Annotated in this window: 21 protein-coding genes; 20 read left to right on the top strand and 1 reads right to left on the bottom strand. The window is 57.4% G+C overall.

Going from position 1 to position 22,287, the window contains the following annotated elements; genetic code table 11:
- Nucleotides 1-55 precede the first annotated feature (55 nt).
- From lptA to ACJSDX_RS09410, 20 genes are all read left to right on the top strand, one after another.
- Entirely contained in the window at nt 56-562 is a 507-nt protein-coding gene (gene lptA / locus ACJSDX_RS09315) for a lipopolysaccharide transport periplasmic protein LptA (RefSeq protein ID WP_309566944.1), read from the top strand.
- An 85-nt stretch (nt 563-647) separates the two neighbouring features.
- Nucleotides 648-1,370: an LPS export ABC transporter ATP-binding protein gene (gene lptB, locus ACJSDX_RS09320; protein WP_309566887.1), complete on the top strand. Its 723-nt coding sequence runs from the start codon at nt 648-650 to the stop codon at nt 1,368-1,370.
- 19 nt (nt 1,371-1,389) lie between these two features.
- The gene (locus ACJSDX_RS09325; protein WP_407994471.1) at nt 1,390-2,856 is read left to right on the top strand and encodes an RNA polymerase factor sigma-54; all 1,467 of its coding nucleotides are present in this window, start codon (nt 1,390-1,392) and stop codon (nt 2,854-2,856) included.
- 29 nt (nt 2,857-2,885) lie between these two features.
- Nucleotides 2,886-3,212, top strand: coding sequence for a ribosome hibernation-promoting factor, HPF/YfiA family (hpf, locus tag ACJSDX_RS09330; protein WP_309566889.1), 327 nt, complete (start codon nt 2,886-2,888; stop codon nt 3,210-3,212).
- 109 nt (nt 3,213-3,321) lie between these two features.
- Entirely contained in the window at nt 3,322-4,281 is a 960-nt protein-coding gene (gene hprK, locus ACJSDX_RS09335) for an HPr(Ser) kinase/phosphatase (protein WP_309566890.1), read from the top strand.
- Nucleotides 4,282-4,284: 3 nt separating this feature from the next.
- Nucleotides 4,285-5,127 carry an RNase adapter RapZ gene (gene rapZ, locus ACJSDX_RS09340; protein ID WP_309566891.1) on the top strand — a complete coding sequence of 281 codons (843 nt, stop codon included), beginning with the start codon at nt 4,285-4,287 and terminating at the stop codon, nt 5,125-5,127.
- Nucleotides 5,128-5,174: 47 nt separating this feature from the next.
- The gene (locus ACJSDX_RS09345; protein WP_309566892.1) at nt 5,175-5,585 is read left to right on the top strand and encodes a PTS sugar transporter subunit IIA; all 411 of its coding nucleotides are present in this window, start codon (nt 5,175-5,177) and stop codon (nt 5,583-5,585) included.
- Nucleotides 5,578-5,847: an HPr family phosphocarrier protein gene (locus ACJSDX_RS09350; RefSeq protein ID WP_309566893.1), complete on the top strand. Its 270-nt coding sequence runs from the start codon at nt 5,578-5,580 to the stop codon at nt 5,845-5,847. Before ACJSDX_RS09345 ends, ACJSDX_RS09350 begins: the two co-directional genes overlap by 8 nt.
- Nucleotides 5,848-5,890: 43 nt before the next feature.
- The gene (ptsP, locus tag ACJSDX_RS09355) at nt 5,891-7,630 is read left to right on the top strand and encodes a phosphoenolpyruvate--protein phosphotransferase (RefSeq protein ID WP_407994472.1); all 1,740 of its coding nucleotides are present in this window, start codon (nt 5,891-5,893) and stop codon (nt 7,628-7,630) included.
- Between the two features lie 46 nt (nt 7,631-7,676).
- Nucleotides 7,677-8,018, top strand: coding sequence for a DUF4870 domain-containing protein (locus ACJSDX_RS09360; protein WP_309566895.1), 342 nt, complete (start codon nt 7,677-7,679; stop codon nt 8,016-8,018).
- 9 nt (nt 8,019-8,027) lie between these two features.
- Complete coding sequence (locus tag ACJSDX_RS09365) at nt 8,028-10,067, top strand: M3 family metallopeptidase (protein ID WP_407994473.1); 2,040 nt, start codon at nt 8,028-8,030, stop codon at nt 10,065-10,067.
- Between the two features lie 538 nt (nt 10,068-10,605).
- Complete coding sequence (locus ACJSDX_RS09370; RefSeq protein ID WP_407994474.1) at nt 10,606-11,904, top strand: ABC transporter substrate-binding protein; 1,299 nt, start codon at nt 10,606-10,608, stop codon at nt 11,902-11,904.
- A gap of 36 nt (nt 11,905-11,940) precedes the next feature.
- Nucleotides 11,941-12,657: an ABC transporter ATP-binding protein gene (locus ACJSDX_RS09375; RefSeq protein ID WP_309566901.1), complete on the top strand. Its 717-nt coding sequence runs from the start codon at nt 11,941-11,943 to the stop codon at nt 12,655-12,657.
- A 47-nt stretch (nt 12,658-12,704) separates the two neighbouring features.
- Nucleotides 12,705-13,430 carry an ABC transporter ATP-binding protein gene (locus ACJSDX_RS09380; RefSeq protein ID WP_407994475.1) on the top strand — a complete coding sequence of 242 codons (726 nt, stop codon included), beginning with the start codon at nt 12,705-12,707 and terminating at the stop codon, nt 13,428-13,430.
- A gap of 4 nt (nt 13,431-13,434) precedes the next feature.
- Nucleotides 13,435-14,322 (top strand): branched-chain amino acid ABC transporter permease, encoded by an 888-nt coding sequence (locus tag ACJSDX_RS09385; protein ID WP_287110563.1) that lies wholly within the window; start codon nt 13,435-13,437, stop codon nt 14,320-14,322.
- Nucleotides 14,323-14,324: 2 nt separating this feature from the next.
- Nucleotides 14,325-15,962 carry a branched-chain amino acid ABC transporter permease gene (locus tag ACJSDX_RS09390; protein ID WP_407994476.1) on the top strand — a complete coding sequence of 546 codons (1,638 nt, stop codon included), beginning with the start codon at nt 14,325-14,327 and terminating at the stop codon, nt 15,960-15,962.
- A 53-nt stretch (nt 15,963-16,015) separates the two neighbouring features.
- Nucleotides 16,016-17,164 carry a porin gene (locus ACJSDX_RS09395; RefSeq protein ID WP_407994477.1) on the top strand — a complete coding sequence of 383 codons (1,149 nt, stop codon included), beginning with the start codon at nt 16,016-16,018 and terminating at the stop codon, nt 17,162-17,164.
- A gap of 83 nt (nt 17,165-17,247) precedes the next feature.
- Complete coding sequence (locus tag ACJSDX_RS09400) at nt 17,248-19,581, top strand: N,N-dimethylformamidase beta subunit family domain-containing protein (RefSeq protein WP_407994478.1); 2,334 nt, start codon at nt 17,248-17,250, stop codon at nt 19,579-19,581.
- A 366-nt stretch (nt 19,582-19,947) separates the two neighbouring features.
- Nucleotides 19,948-21,018 (top strand): response regulator transcription factor, encoded by a 1,071-nt coding sequence (locus tag ACJSDX_RS09405; RefSeq protein ID WP_407994479.1) that lies wholly within the window; start codon nt 19,948-19,950, stop codon nt 21,016-21,018.
- 84 nt (nt 21,019-21,102) lie between these two features.
- Nucleotides 21,103-21,639 carry a YaeQ family protein gene (locus ACJSDX_RS09410; protein ID WP_407994480.1) on the top strand — a complete coding sequence of 179 codons (537 nt, stop codon included), beginning with the start codon at nt 21,103-21,105 and terminating at the stop codon, nt 21,637-21,639.
- Nucleotides 21,640-21,700: 61 nt separating this feature from the next.
- Here the strand turns inward: ACJSDX_RS09410 and ACJSDX_RS09415 are convergent, their stop codons facing one another.
- Complete coding sequence (locus ACJSDX_RS09415; protein ID WP_407994481.1) at nt 21,701-22,195, bottom strand: aminoacyl-tRNA deacylase; 495 nt, start codon at nt 22,193-22,195, stop codon at nt 21,701-21,703.
- Between the last annotated feature and the right edge of the window lie 92 nt (nt 22,196-22,287).

The raw sequence follows: 22,287 nt of genomic DNA on the forward strand, positions 1-22,287 counted from the left end.
GACATTCTTCAGCGGAGACCCTATGCGCAACCTGCGTTATTCATTATTGCTTGCCATGTTGGCCGGCATGCTGTCTGCAACGGCACATGCCGAAAAGGCCGACCGGGAAAAGCCGATCGAGCTGGAGGCCGACTCCGTGCAGGTCAATGATGCCAAGAAGACCAGCACCTATACCGGCAACGTTATCCTGACCCAGGGCACGCTGGTGATCCGCGGCGACAGGCTGATCGTGCGCGAGGACAAGGAAGGCTTCCAGCACAGCACGTCCTACGGCAATCCCACCACCTTTAGGCAGAAGCGCGACGGCAAGAACGAATACATGGAGGGCAGCGCCCAGCGGATAGAGTATGATGGACGCATGGACAAGGTGCAGCTGTTTACCAAGGCATGGGTCAAGCGCGGCGAGGATATCGTGCATGGCGACTACATCATGTATGACGCCAATGCCGAATATGCGGAAGTCATCAGCGGCGGCTCGCAAGCGGCGACACCTGCAACACCCACTGGCCGAGTGCGTGCCATTATCCAGCCCAAGAAGAAACCCGCGGCAGAAACTCCCTGAGCTCGATGGCTATTGGAGGGCCTGTGCTTGATGCAGGCCGAAGCAACTGCGCTTTATAGAGACGGCATCGATAGATATTGCATAAATGAGTGAATTGATCGTAGAAAGCTTACGCAAGAAATACAAGTCTCGCACCGTGGTGCAGGATATTTCCCTGCAGCTCAACAGCGGCGAGGTGGTCGGGCTGCTCGGGCCGAACGGCGCGGGCAAGACCACCAGTTTCTACATGATGGTGGGCCTGGTGCCACTCGATGGCGGACGCATATTGCTGGACGGCAAGGACCTGAGCCGGATGCCCATCCACCAGCGCGCGCGCATGGGCCTGGCCTATCTGCCGCAGGAGCCGTCGATCTTCCGCAAGATGACCGTGACGGAAAACATCCAGGCCATCCTCGAATTGCAGAACATGACGGCCGAGCAGCAGAAGGAACAGCTTGAATCCCTGCTGCAGGAGCTCCATATCACCCATATACGCAACAACATGGCGGTAAGCCTTTCGGGCGGCGAGCGCCGCCGGGTGGAAATCGCCCGATGTCTGGCGACCAATCCCAGCTTCATCCTACTGGATGAGCCGTTTGCCGGGATCGACCCGATTGCCGTGCTGGACATCCAGAAGATCGTGCGTTTCCTGACCGAGCGCAATATCGGGGTACTGATCACGGACCATAATGTCCGTGAAACATTGGGCATATGCGATCGCGCCTACATCGTGAATGAAGGCCGCGTATTCGCATCGGGGAAGCCCAGCGAGATCATACATAACGAAAGTGTAAGAGAAGTTTACTTGGGCAAGGATTTCCGCCTGTAGTCAACGCAGAATTAGAGAGATGAAACAAAGTCTACAGCTAAAATTTTCCCAGAACCTGGCATTGACGCCGCAGTTGCAGCAGTCGATCAAGCTGTTGCAGCTGTCTTCGCAGGAACTCAACCAGGAGCTGGAGTCGCTGCTGCAGGCCAACCCCTTGCTGGAGCGCATAGACGGTCCGGACGGGGCTGCCGAGATGTCCGAAAGCTACAGTCCCGCTCCGGATGCCGCGGTCGCCGCTCCCGCCAGCGAGGCACCTGCGCCAGCCAGCGAGGAGTTGCCGCGCGTTGACGAATTCGGCGGAGGGGACGATTACTTCGAATCTTTCCAGGGCAGCAACCGCTGGGAAGAGGGCGGCGCCAACAATGACGACGACAACGACTTCAGCTTCCAGGAAGCGGTCAACCTTACCCTACGCGAGCACCTATTGAGCCAGATCAAGCTGCTGCCGTTGTCCGAACGCGACCAGACCTTGGCAATGGTGCTGGTGGACGCCATCAACGACGACGGCTACCTCGAGCAGTCGCTGGAAGAGCTGGCCGAGCTGCTGCCGGAAGAGCTCGAAATCGACCTGCTCGAACTCGAAACCGCGCTCAAGCATATCCAGAACCTGGATCCCCCTGGTATTGGCGCCCGCAACCTTGCGGAGTGCCTGGCATTGCAACTGCGCGCCCTGCCCGCAGAAACGCCTTTTGTTGATCTGGCGATCAAGGTTGCAGAGCAACACTTGCCTTTGCTGGCGAGCCGCGATTACACGCGCCTGCGCAAGCTGCTGCATTGCGACGACGACGTCCTGAAAACGGTGCAGCAGCTGGTGATCCAGCTCAACCCGCGCCCGGGCGGCGAGTTCAGCCATATCACCTCGGACCACTACATCCAGCACGAAATCGTGGTGAAGAAGGTCAAGGGTATCTGGATCGCCAGCCTCAATGACGAAGTGGTGCCCAAGCTACGCATCAACCAGCTTTATGCCGGCATCCTGAAACGTAATCGCGATAGCTCCAGTCAATACCTCATGAGCCAGATGCAGGAAGCGAAATGGATGATCAAGAACATCCAGCAGCGTTTTTCCACCATCCTGCGCGTGTCGCAGGCGATTGTGGACAGGCAGCGCAACTTCTTCGAGCATGGCGAAGTCGCCATGCGTCCGCTGGTGCTGCGCGAGATCGCCGACGAGTTGGGCCTGCATGAATCCACCGTGTCGCGCGTGACGACGCGAAAGTACATGCTCACACCGCGCGGCGTGTACGAGTTGAAGTATTTCTTCGGCAGCCATGTTGCGACGGAGTCTGGCGGTGCTTGCTCCGCCACGGCGATCCGCGCGTTGATCAAGCAGATGGTGAGCGAGGAAAACCCGAAGAAGCCGCTGTCTGACAACCAGATTACCGACATCCTCGGCAAACAAGGCATAGTTGTTGCAAGAAGAACCATAGCGAAATACCGCGAGTCTCTACAGATACCCGCGGCCAACCAGCGCAAGTCGCTTTGATTTGCGCGTTTTCAAGTAAGGAGAGCGTTATGAATTTGCACCTGACCGGACATCACCTCGACGTTACCCCAGCCCTGCGCGAATATGTGCAGTCCAAGCTGGCCCGACTCAGCAATCACTTTGACCATGTGATTGACCTCAAGGTCACGCTGAGCGTGGAGAAACTGGTGCAAAAGGCGGAAGCCACCCTGCATGTGCCGGGCAACGACCTGCACGCGGAATGCGGGGCGGAAAGCATGTACAGCGCGATTGACTCGCTGGCGGACAAGCTGGACCGCCAGGTAGTGAAGCATAAGGAAAAAGTCAGCAACCACAACCAGGCATCCGGAGGTCTGAAGCACCAGGCGGTCGAGTAACCTCCTCGTGAAATGCTGCAAAAGAGTGCCAAGTCTGTTTTTCATGCATGGATTTGGCGCTCTTGCAGCATATCCTTCCGCTTGTTCATTCCCAAGGTATTAAGCACACATGGCTGAAATCAGTGTTACCCAGCTTTACAAGGATACGCGCCGCAAGCTCAAGCTGAAATGGGTAGCAGGGTTAGCCGGCGGCGATAACCCCCTGACCAGTGAAACCGTGACCAAGCCATCCCTGGCGCTGGTTGGTCACCTGAATTTCGTGCATCCCAACCGAGTGCAGGTGCTGGGGTGCGCAGAGATGGATTATTTGCGCAGCCTCAAGGCGCGAGAATTGTTCCAGGCCATCAAAAACCTGTTCTCAGCCGACTTGGCGGCCATCATCGTGGCCAATGGCGAAGAAGCGCCGGACGAACTGGTGGCCGCCTCCGACGAGTTCAGCACCCCATTGTTTACCTCCCCCTTGCGCAGCCCCGGCCTCATGGATGTATTGAGCCACTATCTTGCCCAGGCCGTGGCGGTATCGGAAAGCCTGCACGGCGTGTTCATGGAAGTGCAGGGCTTCGGCCTCATGATCAAGGGCACCCCGGCGATCGGCAAGAGCGAGCTGGCGCTGGAGCTGATCTCGCGTGGGCACCGCCTGGTGGCGGATGATATCGTCGATTTCTACCGTATCGCCCCTGACCGGCTCGAAGGGCGTTGCCCGCCGTTGCTGCAGGATTTCCTCGAGGTGCGTGGATTGGGCGTACTCAATATCCGCGCCTTGTTCGGCGACAACGCCGTCAAGCCGACCAAGCCGCTCGACTTGATCGTGCAACTGGAAATGGCCGATACCATGGTGCCGCTGGACCGGCTCAAGATCAAATCCCAGCATGAAAAAATCCTTGAGGTCAAAATTCCCAAGGTCGTGATCCCGGTGGCCGCCGGGCGCAATATCGCCGTGCTGGTGGAGGTGGCCGTGCGCAACCACATGCTGCTGCTGCGCGGCATCAACGGCACCAAGCAGTTCATGCAGCGCCAGCACCGAGAAATGGCGCGTACTTCCCGGAAACTCAAGCCAGAGGCGGAATAGGCCATGCAGCTTGTGATCGTGACCGGTCTTTCGGGTTCAGGCAAGAGCATCGTACTCAAGATGCTGGAGGACAGCGGCTACTATTGCATCGACAACCTGCCTGCCACCTTGCTGCCCCAGGCTTCGGAGCACCTGAGCCAGGGCAACCACGAACGGGTGGCGATCAGCATCGATACCCGCAGCGCCTCGCTCGAGGCGCTGCCCGGCAACATCCGCAAGCTCAAGGGCGAGGGTATCGAAGTACAGGTGCTTTTCTTGGAGGCCAATGTCGAGACCCTGGTCAAGCGCTACAGCGAAACGCGCCGCCGCCATCCGTTGAGCAGCGATACCAGCACCCTGGCCGAAAGCATCAGCCACGAGCGCCATTTGCTGGAGCCGTTGGTGGACCTGGGGTTGCGCATCGATACCAGCAGCCTCAGCGCCAACGCCTTGCGCAACTGGGTCAAGGAATTCGTGACGCAGAAGAACGGCGAACTGATCCTGCTGTTCTCTTCATTCGGCTTCAAGCATGGCATTCCGCTGGACGCGGATTACGTGTTTGACGTGCGTTGCCTGCCCAACCCCTATTATGATCTGGAGCTCAGGCCGCAGACGGGGCAAGACAAGCCTGTATGTGACTTTCTCGAATGTCACGACAGCGTGCACGGCATGTACGACGATATCCGTGGTTTTATCGAGCGCTGGCTACCCAGCTTCATTGCCGACAACCGCAGCTACCTGACCGTGGCGATTGGCTGCACGGGCGGCCAGCATCGTTCGGTCTATTTCGCAGAGCGCCTTGCGGCGCATTTTCGTCATCAGCAATACCGCGTGCTGGTACGGCATAGGTCACTGGAGAAAAACTAGGCTGGCGTCGCCGGCCGGAGAGCTCCTGAGGATACGGGATACAAAGCATGATAGGTATACTCATCATTGCCCATGGAACGCTGGGCGAAAGCCTGATTCACTGTGCAAGCCATGTCATGGGCTCGCGCCCGCCGCTGTTGAGGCAGCTCGGTGTCGGCACCCATGACGACCCGGGCGGGCTGCTGCCGCAGGCCCAGCAAATGATCAGGGAGCTAGACGAGGGGCAGGGGGTGCTGATACTTTCCGATATCTACGGCGCCACGCCCTGCAACCTGGTGACGAAGTTGCTGATCCCGGGCCATGTCGAAGGCGTGGCCGGGGTCAACCTGCCCATGCTGGTGCGTGCGCTTACCTACCGGCAGGGCAACGGCATCATGACCCTGGTGGAGAAATCCATCAGCGGCGGGCGAGACGGGGTGGTACATTTTTCCAAGGACGCATGTAAGCATCATGATTAAACAAGAAATAGAAATCATCAACAAACTGGGCTTGCACGCCCGCGCTTCGACCAAGCTCACGCAGACGGCCAGCCAGCATGCCTGCGAAATCTGGATCGAGCGCAATGGCAGGCGGGTCAACGCCAAGAGCATCATGGGCGTGATGATGCTGGCGGCAAGCAAGGGGAGCAAGGTGACGCTTGAAACCAACGGCAGCGACGAACAGGCCGCCATGGATGCCCTCGTGAAACTCATCAACGACCGTTTCGGTGAGCCGGAATAACGTTCCGACCATGTTTTTCTTCCCCCCTCAGGAATAACCTGCCATGGCCCAGAGCAGCAAGGTCAGTTTCTCCATGCACGGCGTCGGCGTGTCGGGTGGCATCGCCATCGGCAACGCCCACCTCGTCACCAACGCCTTGGTCGAGGTGGTGCATTATCAGATCCCGAAAAAGGCGCTCGTCGCCGAAATCATCCGCTTCGAACAAGCGCTGGAACGCGTCAGGCACGACCTTGAAACGGTGCGCGAGCAGTTGCCGGCCAATGCGCCGGCCGAGCTGGCGGCCTTCATCAACACGCACTTGATGATCCTGGCCGACAAGCACTTGTCGGAAGAGCCCAAAGCCATCATCGAGCAGGAGCTGTGCAATGCCGAATGGGCATTGAAGCAGCAGATGCACGAACTGGTGGCGCAATTCGAGCTGATCGAGGACGAGTACCTGCGCGAGCGCAAGCAGGACGTGGTGCAGGTGGTGGAGCGCATCATCAAGGTCTTGCTTGGCCATCCCAGCGAGGCGGTGCGCCCGGACGAAAGCGCGCAGATACTCGTGGCGTACGACGTCTCGCCTGCCGACGCCATCCAGTTCAAGCACCACCAGTTCGCCGCGTTCATTACCGACGTGGGCGGCGCGACCTCGCATACCGCCATTCTCGCGCGTAGCCTGAGCATCCCGTCGATTGTGGCGCTGCACCGCGCTCGCGACTTGATTCGCGACGGCGAGCTCATTATCGTCGATGGCAACCATGGCATCGTCATCGTCAACCCGGACAAGGATACCCTGGCCGAATACCGCCTGCGCCAGGAGGAATGGGAGCTGGAGCAGCAAAAGCTCAAGCGCCTCAAGCTGACCAAGGCGGTGACCCTGGACGGGGTTGAAGTCGAGCTGCACGCCAACATTGAAGTGCCTTCCGACGTTGCCAAGGCCAAGGCAGTGGGCGCTACCGGCATCGGGCTTTACAGAACCGAGTTCCTGTTCATGAACCGGCGCGAGATGCCGGACGAGGAAGAACAGTTCGCGGCCTATCGCACGGTGGCGGAAATGATGAAGGGCATGCCGGTGACGATCCGCACCCTCGACCTAGGCGCCGACAAGCAGATGAACCCGGATGCCGCGCGCAGCTGCACCAATCCCGCCTTGGGTTTGCGCGCCATCCGCCTGTGCCTGTCCGAGCCGCAGATTTTCCATACCCAGTTGCGCGCCATCCTGCGCGCATCGCATTACGGCAAGATCAAGATCCTGATTCCCATGCTGTCGTCGCTGCTGGAATTGAGGCAGACGACCATCTTGCTGGAGCGCGCCAAGGAAAGCCTGCGCGCGGAAAACGTCCCGTTCGACGAAGGAATCAAGCTGGGCGGCATGATCGAAATTCCTGCCGCGGCCATCAATGCAGAGGCCTTTGCGCGCGAACTAGATTTCCTCTCCATCGGCACCAATGACCTGATCCAGTATTCTTTGGCAATCGACCGTACGGACGACTCGGTGTCGCATCTCTACAAGCCTTCGCATCCCGCCGTGCTCAAGCTGATCGAGATGACGATCAAGGCCGGCAACAAGCTGGGCAAGCCGGTATCGGTGTGCGGCGAGATGGCGGGCGACATCCATTTCACGCGGCTATTGCTCAGCATGGGCCTGCGCCAGTTCTCCATGCACCCGTCGCACGTGCTGACCATCAAGCGGCAGGTGCTGCAGACCGAACTGCAGGCCATTGCCGCGCTGGCCCGCAAGATCATGAACGCCTACGATATGGACAAGATCGAACCTTTGCTGGAAAAACTCAATCAGTAGTCCATATACTGCTGTTCCGGTCATTCATTTCTGAGGGGATTCCACCATGAGCAACCTGATTCCGGTTCCCAGCGCGGACGAAAAGAACATCGCCGTGGTCACCCATCTAGCGGGCACGGTGTTCAGCCTGTTTCCCGCACTTTTCGTCTGGCTGCTGAAAAAGGACAGCAGCCCCTTTATCGGCGAGCAAGCGCGCGAAGCGCTGAATTTCCAGATCACCCTCTTGATAGGGTACGCCATCAGCTCCATATTGATGGTGATACTCGTCGGTTTCGTGCTGGCTGGCATCCTCTGGATCGCCAACCTTATCCTCTGCGTGCTGGCCGCCATTGCTGCGAGCCAGGGGCAGGAATACCGCTACCCGTTTACATTGCGATTGATTAGTTAAGGATTCCAAGTGAGCATTGCCAACAACCCATTGCTGGATTTTTCCGGCCTGCCCCAATTCGACCAAGTCAAGGCCGAGCACGTCACCCCCGCCGTAGACCACTTGCTGGAAAAGGGCAAGGCGCTGGTCGAAACGCTGGTGGCGGAAGCCGCGCCGCCTACCTGGGAAAGCTTCGTGCGGCCGCTGGAAGATTTCGAGGAGCAGATCTCGCGCGCCTGGTCGCAAGTCGGCCACCTCAATGCCGTCGTCAACAGCCCCGAACTGCGCGAAGCCTACAACGAGAACCTGCCCAAGCTGACCGCGTTCTATGCCGACCTCTCGCAAGATGAGCGCCTGTACGCTAAGTTCCGCGCTTTGCGTGCCAGCGCGGACTACGACAAGCTCAACACCGCCCAGCGCAAGATTGTCGATAACGAATTGCGCGATTTCCGCCTCGGCGGCGCCGAGTTGCCGGAAGACAAAAAGGCGCGCTTCAAGGCGATTCAGGAAGAGCTTTCCACCCTGGCCGCCAAGTTCGAGGAAAACCTGCTCGACACCACCAACGACTACGCCTTGTTCATCGAGGACGAAGCCCAATTGAAAGGCATCCCGGAAGACGCCTTGCAAGCCGCGGCCGAAGCCGCCAAGGCCGATGAGAAAACCGGCTGGAAATTCACCCTGCACTTCCCTTCCTACATGCCAGTGCTGCAATACTGCGACAACCGCGAGCTGCGCGAAACGCTTTACCGCGCCTACGCCACCCGCGCCTCCGAGTTCGGCAAGCCGGAGTGGGACAACACCGAGATCATCAGCAAACTCCTCACGCTGCGCCATGAGGCCGCCGTATTGCTGGGCTACAGCAACTATGCCGAAACCTCGCTCGCCACCAAGATGGCGGAAACCCCGGCCCAGGTGGAAGAATTCCTCAACAACCTCGCCAAGCGCGCCAAACCCTTCGCCGAGCGTGACATGCAGGAACTCAGGCAATACGCTGCCGAGAAGCTGGGCCTGGCCGAACTGCAAGCCTGGGATATCGCCTACGCCTCCGAGAAACTGCGCGAGGAAAAGTACGCGTTCTCCGACCAGGAAGTGAAGCAATACTTCCCCGAGCAGCAAGTGTTGCAAGGCTTGTTCAAGGTCACCGAGACCATCTTCGGCCTGCAGGTGCGCAAGAAGCAAGCGCCGGTCTGGCACAAGGACGTCAGTTTCTACGAAATCACCACCCCGGCAGGCGAGCCGGTCGGTCAGTTCTATCTCGACCTCTACGCGCGCAACAACAAGCGCGGCGGCGCCTGGATGGACGAAGCCATCACCCGCCGCAGGAAGAGCCAAAGCGTCGAAATTCCCGTGGCCTACCTCACCTGCAACTTCTCCGCGCCGGTCGGCGGCAAGCCTGCACTGTTCACGCATGACGAAGTCATCACCATGTTCCACGAATTCGGCCACGGCCTGCACCACATGCTGACCCGCGTCGAGGATTACGGCGTGTCAGGCATCAAGGGCGTGGAATGGGATGCCGTGGAACTACCTAGCCAGTTCATGGAGAACTTCTGCTGGGAATGGGACGTGCTGCGCCACATGACCAGGCACGTCGATACCGGCGAGCACTTGCCCAAGGCGCTCTTCGACAAGATGGTCGCCGCCAAGAACTTCCAGGCCGGCATGCAGACCGTGCGCCAGATCGAGTTCTCCCTGTTCGACATGCGCCTGCATTCCGATTTCAGCGAATACGATACCAGCACGGCGCTCACCCTGATCGAAGCCATCCGCGACGAAGTCGCCGTGGTGCGTCCGCCCAAGTGGAACCGCTTCCCCAACAACTTCTCGCACATCTTCGCGGGCGGTTATGCGGCTGGCTATTACAGCTACAAATGGGCGGAAGTGCTTTCCGCCGACGCCTACAGCATGTTCGAGGAAAACGGCGTGCTATCCGCGGAAACCGGCAAGCGCTTCTGGAACGAGATACTGGCGCAAGGCGGCTCACGCCCTGCGCTGGAATCGTTCATCGCGTTCAGGGGCCGGGAGCCGAGCATTGATGCTTTGCTGAGGCATAATGGGATGACGGCTTAAGGAGCCAATAAGGCGCAATGTCCGGTGGGTGTTGCGCCTGCAAGCCGTTTCAGTCCAGTTTATGTCGAAGGTATTTGACCATCTGGAGAGATCATCCCCGGCCTTCTCTTCTTGTTTGTATGGCACGACAGCGGTTGCTGGGCCTTGCATCGAACAAGTCGGCGCGTGCCTGGGGCAACACTAGCGGCAAGGTTCACCCGGCGGGATGATCGGCATATGCCGCTTGCTGACTGGCGCGGTCATCGAAGAGGGGGAACCTTCCGGCGGGACGATCTTTCACCAGAGGAATGATGGCAGCGCCGCTAGCGTCCCGTAAGCCCTTATCCCTGCACCGGCAGCGGCCAGAAGGTGGCCTGGCGCCGCTCTATCCGCCCGTCTTCTTATCATTGCGTGGTGCATAGGCGCCATTTCCTGGTCGCGCTACCCCGGTTTTCTCTACTTTTCGCACACAAACCGTACATTTGTACGGTGTTTTTCTGATTTTCCGCTCGCTAGACTTTGACTCATCTTATTTCAAGTCATGAGCGAGGAAATCAGTATGGATACGAATTTTGAGCGCCGGAGAATCATGCAAATGCTGGCGGCGGCGTCGGCCGCAGCCGCGGTTCCTATTGGCACCATTGCGGCGACGGCTGATGTCAGTGCGCCGAAGAAGCCCACTGGCAAGCCTATCGTACTTGGCCTGACGATTTCGACAACCGCTGCTGCCGGGGTTGCGGATCATGCCGACCACATGAACGGCTCGATTCTCGCTCAGGAAGAGATCAATGCCAATGGCGGCATTCTCGGCCGCCCGTTGGAGCTTCGGCCAATTGATGTCGATCTCCTGTCGGCAGAAAGCTGCCAAGCTTCCATCCGCAAGCTGGTTGACCTGAAAGTGCATGCGATCAGCTCGCCTTTCCTGTTCGTGCCGATTCCTGCGATGGACGCCTCGGTCAACTACAAGTGTCCCTATGTCAATGGCAATACCCAACGGGCTGCGACCGACCTGGTAGCCAAATACCCTGCAAAGTACAACCACATATTCCAGATGGATCCTTCCGAGGTGTTCTATGGCGAAACCTTCCCTGTGTTTCTTGAGAGCCTTGAAGCCAGCGGTAGCTGGAAGCCCAAGAACAACAAGGTGCATATCGTTCAGGAGCAGATCGCCTATTGCCAGACCATTTCCCGCGCTTGCCAGGCGGCGCTCAAAAACAGCCGTTTCGAGCTGGCCAAGGTGACGGATATCCAGTACCCGGTGCAGGACTGGGGTAGCGTGATCAGGGATATCAAGAAGACCGGCGCCGGTACGGTGATGATGGATCATTGGGTGGCTGCCGAGTATGCCGCATTCTGCAAGCAGTTCCGTGCCAACCCGCTCAAGGGAACACTGATTTACCTGCAATACGGCCCGTCGCAGCCTGAGTTCCTGGAGCTGACCGGGAAAGCGGCGGAAGGGTTTGTCTGGAGCACGGTGCTCGGGGTGTATGCCGACAAGAAAGGCCAGGCTTTCCGCGACAAATACCAGAAGCGCTTTCCGGGAAAGACGATGGGGCTGTGCTACACCGGCGGCGGCTACGATATCGTCAATATGCTGGCCCAGGCCTGGAATGCCGTGGGCAATCCCGATGATTTCAAGGCCGTGAACGACTATCTCCGCAAAACCGCATTCCGTGGCGTCTGCGGCTGGTCCTACATGGGCAATGCCAGACAGGAAGCCCGTCATTTTCCGCTGGGTACGCAAAGTATCGATAGCGGCATGAGCCAGCTCTATTTCCAGGTTCAGGGCGGACAACACAAGATCATTTATCCCCCGCAACTCAAGGAAGTCGATTTCAAGCCAACGCCATGGATGTAACCCGGGCTTTCACAAACGATTCGATGGGTATGAGTGATGACAGCTTTATTTGAAGGCAGGGCCATCAAGCTGGAGTTGGGCGGCAGGGAAATCCTGAAGGGTATTTCCCTCTCGGTGGAAAAAGGGGAGGTGATGGGCATCATCGGCCCCAATGGGGCGGGGAAGACCAGCCTGTTTGAGGTGTTGAGCGGCCGCATATTCCCCAAGAGCGGCCAGGTGATGTTCCAGGGACAGGATGTGACCTCCATGCCGTTATTCAAGCGGTCGCGCCTTGGTATCGGGCGTACCTACCAGACGCCATTGGTCCCGGACGAGCTCCGGGTAGGAGAGGTGCTGAAGGCTGCACGCCAGGCGTATCTGCCTTACCTCACCAGCCATGACGCCGAGTGGGGGCTGGACCTGGTGAATCTGCAGGTGGATTTTGACCAGTATGCCCGCGAGCTGGAAACGCTGAACCGCCGCAAATTGTTATTGGCATGCCTATTGATGAGGCGTCCGCCATTGCTGTTGCTGGATGAACCGGCCGCAGGCCTGATCAATTCCGAAGTCGATGAGCTGGATCACCTGATGCGCATGCTTTCAAAGGAAATGGGCGTGTCCATCATCATCGTGGAGCATCGCATGGAATTGCTGGAAATGATTGCAGACCGGGTCATGGTAATGGACGCGGGCGAGCAGATTGCCGAAGGCTCTCTTGCCAGTGTCCTCGCCAACCCACAAGTCCATGCCGCCTATTTCGAGAATGTCGAGTAAAGGCATGAACAAGCTGATGAACGGAGATATTCAATGGGGGACTTGCGGTGAGTGAGCGAAGAGAAATCCTCAATATCCAGGGGCTTTCCGCCGGCTGGGGACCTATGCGGGTCATTCATGACCTCGACTTGGTGGTGTATGCCGGCGAGCGTATCGGCATCGTGGGTTTGAACGGCCATGGGAAATCGACCTTGTTTTCCGCGATTGCCGGGATGACGGACTGGCAGCGAGGTTCGATCAAGCTCAACGGCAAGGAGGTAGGCGGCACCCGCAGCCAGGGGCCGGGGCGCTATACCCACCTGGTGGTGAGGCAGGGATTGGCGCTCATGCCGCAGGGCGATGAGATATTTACCGGCCTGACCGTGGAAGAGCATCTGGATAGTGGCGCCTTCACGCCGGCGGCATGGCGCGACCGCAAGGCGCGCAAGGAAAAGATACTGGAGATCTTCCCGCCACTGCGGAAGTTGATGAGTACGCCGGTCGGGCGTTTGTCAGGCGGCGAGCGGCGCATGGTGTCGCTCGGACGCGGGTTGATGTCGGATGCCTCTCTCTTGCTGGTGGATGAGCCCTCGCTGGGGCTGGCCCCCAAAATCGGCAAGGGGGTGATGAAGGCTCTGATGGAAATCGAGCTGGGCAATTCCGCCATGATCATTGCAGAGCAAAACATGGCTTTGCTCGAAGGGCAGGTCGACAGGGTGATCGGCATGCATGTGGGGAAACTGAAAGGCGAGGCATCCACTTCGCTTGCCCATGAAATGAAGAGGGAGATATAGGGCCATGGACATTGATATCGGTTTTGTTGCCATCACGGCGGTCACGCTGGCCTGTATATACGGCACCCTGGCTATCGGGGTGTCGATCACATGGTCCAGCCTGGGCTTAATCAATATGAGTTACGGATTTACTTTCGCGACAGCAGGTTACGGCGCCTGGCTCGTCAGTGAGTATATTTCCTCGTCGGGCCCGGTCGTGATCCTTGGCGGCATCCTGACCGGCGCGCTGGTCGGGGTGCTGGTATGCGCGGTGGCCTTCATCCCTATCCACGACAAGCCTAATTTTACGGTACGCGGGTTGATTGCATCGCTGGCGTTGAGCCTGATCGGCACCCAGGCCCTACTTTATTTTTTCGGGCCACAATCGAAAACGCTGCCGCCCCTGTTTGGCGACTGGGAACTTGAGCTGGGCGAAGTGGTGCTCACTGCCGACAAGGGCGGCGCCATTCTGACCTCCATCCTGATGCTTACCCTGGCCTTATGGTGGCTGCGCTCCAGTCGCCGCGGGCTTGAAATTCGCGCCATGATGATGAACCCGCATGCAGCCTCGCTGGTAGGCATAGGCGTCAGGCGTACTGGATTCTATGTCATGGCCCTGACCGGCGGGCTGGCTGGCCTCGCATCCGTCCTGCTGTCGCAAACTTACTTCGTCAGCCCGTTTTCTGGCGTCACGCCGCTTATCAAGGGCTTGAGCGTGGCTTTGTGCGGCGGGTTGGGCAGCGTCGGCGGCGCCATGATTGCTGCGGTCATGATCGGCGTCAATGAGGCGCTGACGGCCGATATCCTCGGTGGCCAATACATCCTGATCACCCAGTTCCTGCTGATCATACTGGTGCTGATCATCCGTCCGCGCGGTATCGCCGGCATTCTCGATAAACAACGCGAGGCGTAATCATGGCAAATATCTGGAAAAATCCCGTCGCCAATTGGAGCATCAAGGGAGAGGCGGACAATGTGCCGACCATTCCATGGACCTCTCCTATCAAGCCCTGGATTGAGACAATCAAGGCGAAACAAAAACTATACAAGGTAGGGCGCCTGCGCTACTACTACAAATTCCCCGGACATGGCGCCAGGACTTGGCACCGCTGGCGTTATCCCTTCACCCGCAGGCGTATCCTGAACATCCGGGGTGAGTACAACGCCAAGAGCCTGCGCCGGGAAAAAACCATTCTTGACCGCCGCCCGGTCTACTGGATGCTGAGTTTCATCGCCATGGTGATTGCGCCCCTGCTCATGCCCGGCGGGCTCGAAAGTACCCTGCTCAATGCGGGGGCCGTGTTCTTCATCTACGCTGCCATCAACCTATGCTGGACGCTGGTGATCGGCACTGCAGGGATTTTCTCCCTGGCATCGATGGCCATTGTCGGCGCCGGGGCCTACGGGGCTGCCTACCTATCCCTGACTTACGGGCTGCCGTGGTGGTCGCTGCCCATGGTGGGGTCGGTGATCGGCCTGGTGTTCGGTATCTTGATCGCATTGCCGGCAACGCGGCTGGAAGGCTTCTATTACGCGCTGCTCACCTTGGGTCTGGTGGAACTGTGCCGTGTGTACGTGATCCAGTCGCGCACCTTCGGCTCAGCCACTGGCGGCGTCTATGGTGCAGACAGCTACCTGCCCGACGGCATCAGTGAAATCAGCGGCCTGACCATCAGTTACTACGTCTGTTTTGCCGTCATGCTTGCGGTGCTTTTCATGTTCCGCTTCATCCAGGGTAAGCGTCTGGGACGGATTCTGCGCATGGCGCCCGAAAAGCGCGAGGCCTTTGCCGAGGCCACAGGCGTGAACTTCCGCTGGGCGCGCATTCAGGTCTTCATCATTACCTCGGTGGTCCTGGGGGCGCTGGGCGGGGTGTATGCCAGCCACTTCCACGGTGCATCTCCTTCGCTGTTTTCCATGGATTCCGTTCTGCTTGGCCTGGCCATGCTGGTGATCGGGGGGATCGGACGTTCGGAAGGCGCGGTGTTCGGCACCCTGGTCGTCGTGATGATCGACAAGGTCTTCATCGATTGGGGCCCGCTGCGATTGATCCTGATCGGCGTGATCATGCTGTCGGTGGTGTTGTTCCTGAAGGGCGGGGTCTTCGGGATCAAGCAGCAGTTTCGCGCCTGGCGCAACAAGAAGAAAAGTGAAAACCGTTCAACTCGTGCAGAAAAAGGTGGGGAAATGTTACCTGAAGAAGCTACAGAAACACATGACAAAGACCAGATATTCCTGCGTCGCTTCGACAAGATGCAGCGCGATTTCCTGAAGACCCTGGTATCCGAAGAAGTCATCGAGGAACACAGGCGCAGCCCGCTTGGGCAGCACAGCGAGGCATTGGAGCGCCTGCTGAATTACTTCCGCCGGCAGCCGCAAAGCGACAAGTATGCCCTCGAAGCCATCGAGCCCTTCAAGTCCTACCGCATCATTGCGATGTCTGGACAGCGAGGGGTACCGCCCCGCGTCGTGGAAGACAAAATCTATAAATCAGAATCAGAGGCCTTGCATGCCGTGTTCGTGCGCCGTGTACAGGACTTAATGGAGAGTTAGTGCCTAAAACAAAATCTGCAAATCAACCACGTTAATTTTTGAAGGATTTTGTGATGAAGAACAGGCTTGGAAGCAATATCTTACCCTCCGTGATGTTGGCCTGCAGTATGGGCTTCGTCTCGACTGCGCAAGCAGGCGGCACCATCAATTTTGGTGAGGATAAGTGGATATCACTGGGTTTTGGTATCCGGACCACGTTCACCAGTACGGAAGATGCCGCCCCCAATGCGAGCTCCAGAAGCAAGGATTTCGAGCTGGATATCGCCCGGATCTACCTTTCTGGCTCGTTGAACCAATATATCAAGGGAACGGTGACGCTGGACAAGATAGGAGACGATGACTTCAGGGTCATCGATGCCTATGGGCAACTGGAATTCATGCCCGAGTTCAATATCTGGGTTGGCCTGCTGCTGCCGCCTTCCGATCGCGTCAATATGAATGGGCATTTTTTCATGAATGGCTGGAGTTTCCCCGGCGTTGTGTCGCAATACCAGAACAAGCAGACCGGGCGAGACAATGGCATATTGTTCTGGGGGAAAGTGCTGGACAAGCGGTTGGTGTATTCCGCCGGCATTTATGAAGGCAACCAGGCTTCTGCATTTGCCGGCAACAATATTCTGGACCCTAACCGCAGCGACAATCTCATGTACGCGGGGCGCCTGCAGTATGACTTCTGGGAGGCCAACCTGGACCCAGGTTTCTACACCAGCAGCGCCTATTTCGGCAAGGATGTACTGTCCCTGGGCTTTTCGGGCCGCTACCAGAAAGATGCTGTCGGCAGCGTAATCGCCCGCGATGATTACCTAGGCTATAACGTCGATTTCCTGCTGGAAAAAGTGTTGCCCGGCGGCGTGCTGGACATCGAGGCAGCGGCTTACCGCTATGACTTTGACAATGATGCCGTGCTGGCAGGCATGGATATCAATGGCGTCAGCCGCGTCCAGGCGGGCAAGGCCTACCTCGGAGTTCTGTCCTGGATGTTTCCGCAGACGGTTGGGTGGGGAAGGTTCCAGCCTTATACCCGCTACCAGAAGTTCGCGGCCGATGGCAATGCCAGCCTGGATGTCAGGGAATACGACATTGGGCTGAATTACATCATCGATGGCCACAATGCCCGCATCAGTGGTGTTTACACCAAGAACAAGACGGAAAACCAGGATAGCTACGACAAGTTCGTCGTTGGTCTCCAGCTGCAGTTCTAACTGCTCAGCCTGGGACCATCGATGATGGTTCCAGGCTGCAGGGTTAGCGGTTCTAAAACGCTTTCTTCAGTCAGGAAATATGTATGTCTCAAATCAAGATATTTGGCTATACCGACAAAATCTCCGTTAAGCCTGGTGATGAGATCGGATTCCATGTGAGTGTCGATGGCACGAAAAAAGTCACTGCGCAACTGGTGAGGCTGATTCATGGGGATGCCCACCCGGACGGCCCTGGCTTCATCGAGCAGGAAGTGCCTTGTCCCGTCAATGGTGAGTGGGATGTGCAAAAGCAGTTCACCCAGGTCGGCTCGTTTCTCAGGGTGGCGGATCCGGGCAACAAGCTGGCGCATGACGGCAGCTTCACCCTCTATGCCTATATCTGGCCCACGCTGCCCACCATTGGCCTGAGGCAGGCGCTGCTGGGGCGCTGGGATTGCTATCACAACCAGGGCTACTGCCTGGGCATCAACAAGCAGGGGGTGCTCGAATTCTGGCTAGGCGATGGCAAGGAAGTGGATTATGTGGCAGCGGAAGTGCCGCTCATTGCCAAGATGTGGTATTTCGTGGCGGTCAGCTATGACGCCTCGACTGGTAAGGCCACCCTGTATCAGGAAAGCGTGGCTAACCGCTACAACAGCCTGCTTGGCAAGGTCGTGCCGATGGATTATCGCTCGCATGTGATGGAGGTCATGCGCTTCAGGGCAAGGAATATTCCAGAGGTTCCTTTTCTTATAGCAGGTTCCCAGGATTGGCATGAGCTCCGCGGACATTTTGTCAACCAGACCTACTGCGGGAAAATAGACCGGCCCGGTATGTATGGCAGGGCGCTATCGCGCGCCGAGCTCGATGAACTCAAGTCGGGCAAACCACCTTTAACAGAAGGTCTGCTCGCACACTGGGACACCACGGCAGGCTACACCGACAACGGGATAGGGGACACCGTCGTGGATGTGTCGGGCAATGGCCTGCATGCACATGGATACAACCGCCCAGTCCGTGGACAGACCGGCTGGAACTGGAGTGGTCGCAATGACAGCTTCCGCTTGGCGCCGCAGGAATATGGCGGGGTCGAGTTTCATGCCGATGCCATGATCGACTGCAATTGGAAACAAACCAAGCGCCTGCGCATTCCCGACGATTTGCGCAGTGGCGTCTATGCCATCCGGCTGCGGGCAGACAATAACAAACAAACTACGCAGGGGCTGGATGAGGAATACATCGTCTTCTTTGTGCGTGCCAAACAACCGAAGAGTGCCTTGGCGCTACTGATTCCCACCGGCAGTTACCTGGCTTATGCCAATGAACACTTGAGTTTTGATGCGCAGATCGTCCAGCCTATGAGTGGCCGGCCTCCCATCATCTCGGCAGTGGATGTCGAGATGTACCAGAATCCCGAGTTCGGTTTTTCGACGTACGACAGTTACATGGATGGTGCAGGGGTATGCTTCAGCTCCTATCATCGCCCCATCATCAATATGCGGCCCAAATTCCGCATGTCCGGGTTCGGGTCTACCTGGCAATTCCCTGCCGACCTGTCGATTGTCGGCTGGCTTGAGCATATGCAGTATGACTATGAAGTCATCACCGAAGAGGATGTGCATCGCGAAGGACTCTCTGCCATGGCGCCCTATCGATGCATCATATCGGGCACCCACCCTGAATATATTTCGGAGCGCATTCTGGATGCCCACGAGGATTTCATCCAGCAAGGGGGCCGCTTCATTTATATGGGAGGTAACGGCTATTACTGGAATGTGGCCTATCGTGACGATGAGCCGTGGGTCATGGAGGTCAGGAAGCTGGATTCGGGCATGCGCGCATGGGCCGCCAGGCCGGGCGAGCATTACCTGCAGACCACAGGACAGAAGAGTGGCATCTGGAAAAACCTGGGGCGTCCGCCACAGAAATTATTGGGCGTCGGCTTTATCGGCGAAGGCTTCGAAAGTGGCCGGCCGTTCCGCCGTATGCCGGATAGCTATCACCGCACCGTGTCCTGGATCACGGAAGGCATAGAAGGCGAAATCCTCGGAGACTTCGGGCTGGCCCATGGGGGGGCAGCAGGGGTGGAAGTCGACCGTTACGACCTGAGCCTGGGCACGCCGCCGCATGCCAAGATCATTGCATCGTCTGGCGGTCATACCGACAATTATGTATTGTCCACGGAAGAGCTGCTGTATGCCTACCCTGGCACTGGTGGTACGCAGGATTACAGGGTCAGGGCGGACATCGTCTATTTCACTGCTCCCAATCATGGCGGCGTCTTCTCGACCGGCTCGATTGCCTTTGGTCAGGCACTGCCTGCATACAATTTCGACAACAATATTTCCAAGCTGCTCTCCAATGTAGTCAACGCCTTCATCAAGCCAGGCGCGCTTCCTGGTGGGTTGTGGATTTCGCAAGAAAAGCAGTGGCGATGATCATGGCTGACATGGCATGAATTGACGTCTTAACTTCCCGGCTCCTCCCCTTCGCCAGCTATTGCACACCGCATGGCTGGCGCTTTTTTACGTTTATATATTCCAGCTTCGTATTTTCTATGCATATCTAATTGATTTGAATTGATTTTGGCATCTTTATTGCTTGGTTGTACATGAAAGTACCCGGCAGCGGATCAATCGCCTGAAAGACGTTGTATAGGATAAGTAATCCGTTGTTTATATTATTGTTTTTGTAAATTTTCGCGCAGGGTGACTGACAGGGGAGTGCTCATGACCCAAGATTGGGCAGGCCTGCCCAATTCGGTGACATCTCGACTGCCGGGAATTTGCAAGGGGAGTCAAGTCATGACCAGTACTGTCGAGGCATTCAGCAACGTATTGCTTAAACTGCATGATATTGCCGAATATGCGCCTATTGATCGATATCAGGAACTTGCATTGGATACAGTGCAGGAAATCCTGCCTTTTGATACCGCGTGGTGGGGGATCATGTCTCCCAATGAGATCAGTTTCAGCTTGCATGGCTCGCATCTGCATAACTTGCCGAACTCCTTTGTGCCGATGTGGGAAGAGCTGAAATACGATGATGCGTTGGCAAAGGCGGTGGAAGTCAAACCGGCGCAGACGGTGTATTTTGACCAACCTGCATTTGACGAGGCGCCCGGGCTGGCGACCCTGATGGGCGAACATGCCGTGAAGCAGGCTTTCTGCACTTCCCATTATCTGCCTTCTGAAAATGCCTTTGTCTTCCTGTCTCTTTATCGCAAGCAAGGGTCGCCGCGCTTCACCCTCAGGGAAGGCTTGGTCAACAAATTCCTCATGCCGCATTTGTGCGCATTATGGGAAAGCAACAGGATGCGCTACAGCGAGCAATACAAGGACAGGCTGCACGACGAATCCATCTACCTTGCCATCGTCGACAGGCAGTTCCAGATATTTGACGCCGATAACACCTTCTTCGATATTTTGCGGCAGGAGTGGCCGAAGCTGAACAGCCTGACCCTGCCTCAGGCGATGATTGCCCAAATGAGCCGTGAGACGAGGATTGCTGAAATCAAGTTTTCCAAGATTATTGCGCGTTATGAGTTCATTGGCGATTTCTGTATCCTGGCCATCCGGCAAAGGCAGCGGATCGATTTACTGACCAAGCGAGAGCTGATGGTGGCCCAAGCCTTTTCCACCGGAGCCAGTTATAAGGATATCGCCAAGTCAGCCAACCTTTCACCTACCACCATACGCTACTACCTGCGGGTGATTTACGATAAGCTCAATGTCAACAACAAGGCCGAAATGGTGACCGTACTCAGAAACACCTCCCTTTCTGAGTCGCAAAAAACCTGGATGCAGTCTTACCGCGTCATACAACGCGTGAGTGGGCGCGCCAGTGGCCCGATATTCAGCCTACCAGGCAAATGATCTGCGACGTGCAGCCGGAATGGTGGCAATCGCCACAAGATGTGCGTAAGCTTGCGTCCTTCTTTCACTCACTCCAGGCATGTCATGGCGCTCAAATCCACCGTATTCAAGGTCACCCTGCAGGTGGCGGATATGGATCGGCATTATTATCAAGACCATGCGTTGACCTTGGCGCGCCATCCGTCCGAAACGGATGAACGCATGATGGTGCGCTTGCTTGCGTTCGCATTGCAGGCGCATGAGCTGCTGGCATTCGGCCAGGGCATGACGGAAGACGAGGAGGCGGATCTCTGGCGCAAGGACCTCACAGGCAAGATCGAGCAATGGATCGATGTGGGGCTGCCGGATGAAAAACTGGTCCGCAAGGCCTGTGGACGGGCGGATGAAGTGTTGGTCTATGCCTATGGCGGCCGTACGGCGGAGATGTGGTTCGAGCAGAACCGCAATGCGTTTGCGCGGCTCAGGAATCTGGGCGTGTTCAACCTGCCGCAGGCGCAGACCAAGGCTTTGGCAGCGCTGGCACAGCGCACGATGACCCTGCAATGCACGATCCAGGACGGCCAGACCTGGTTGAGCGACGGCGCGTGCAGCGTCGAGGTGTCATGCGACAGGGTGAAGTGACCCGCAGGGGTGGCAGCCGCTTTTACAACATGGCAATCCGCAGGATGACGGATCAGTTGACTCAAACCTTGGCAAAGCTACCCTGTTCCGCATCGCCGAACAGTTTCAGCAAATCTGTCCCTTTCAGCGCCAGGGCGTAACCCAGCACGCCGCTGCCGATCACCACGGTTTCATAATCCTTCACACTGTTGTCCACCAACACCTTGAGTCCCTCTGGCAGGGCGACCGGCGGCAAGGCGCCGACGACGTAGCCTGTAGCTTCGGGCACTTCGTCATATTCCGCCATGCGCAGTTTGCGCTCGTTGAGGTGGTTGCGCAGGATGGCCCAGTCGGCACGGCCACCGCCAGCAACGGCGAGCAGGATGAACTGGTCCGAGCCGGTGCGGAACAGCACGCTGCGCACCACCGATTTAGGGTCCAGCCCCTGGCCTTCCAATAGTTCTTCCAGGTTGCGCACCGGTTTCTTGTCTTCACTTAGCGGGATTTCAATGACAGTGAACGGGACGGACTGGGCGTTCAGGAGGTTGGTGACGGGAGAGGTAAATGTTGTAGTCATTGGGTGCCTTGGCAATAAAATGAATATCCAGCTTAGATCATACTGTTGATGCCACGTGAATTGAATCGCTTCTTGCTGCTTAACAAGTGATA

Source organism: Methylobacillus draconifructus (genome assembly GCF_045984355.1).
GTDB classification, from domain to species: Bacteria; Pseudomonadota; Gammaproteobacteria; order Burkholderiales; family Methylophilaceae; genus Methylobacillus; species Methylobacillus flagellatus_A.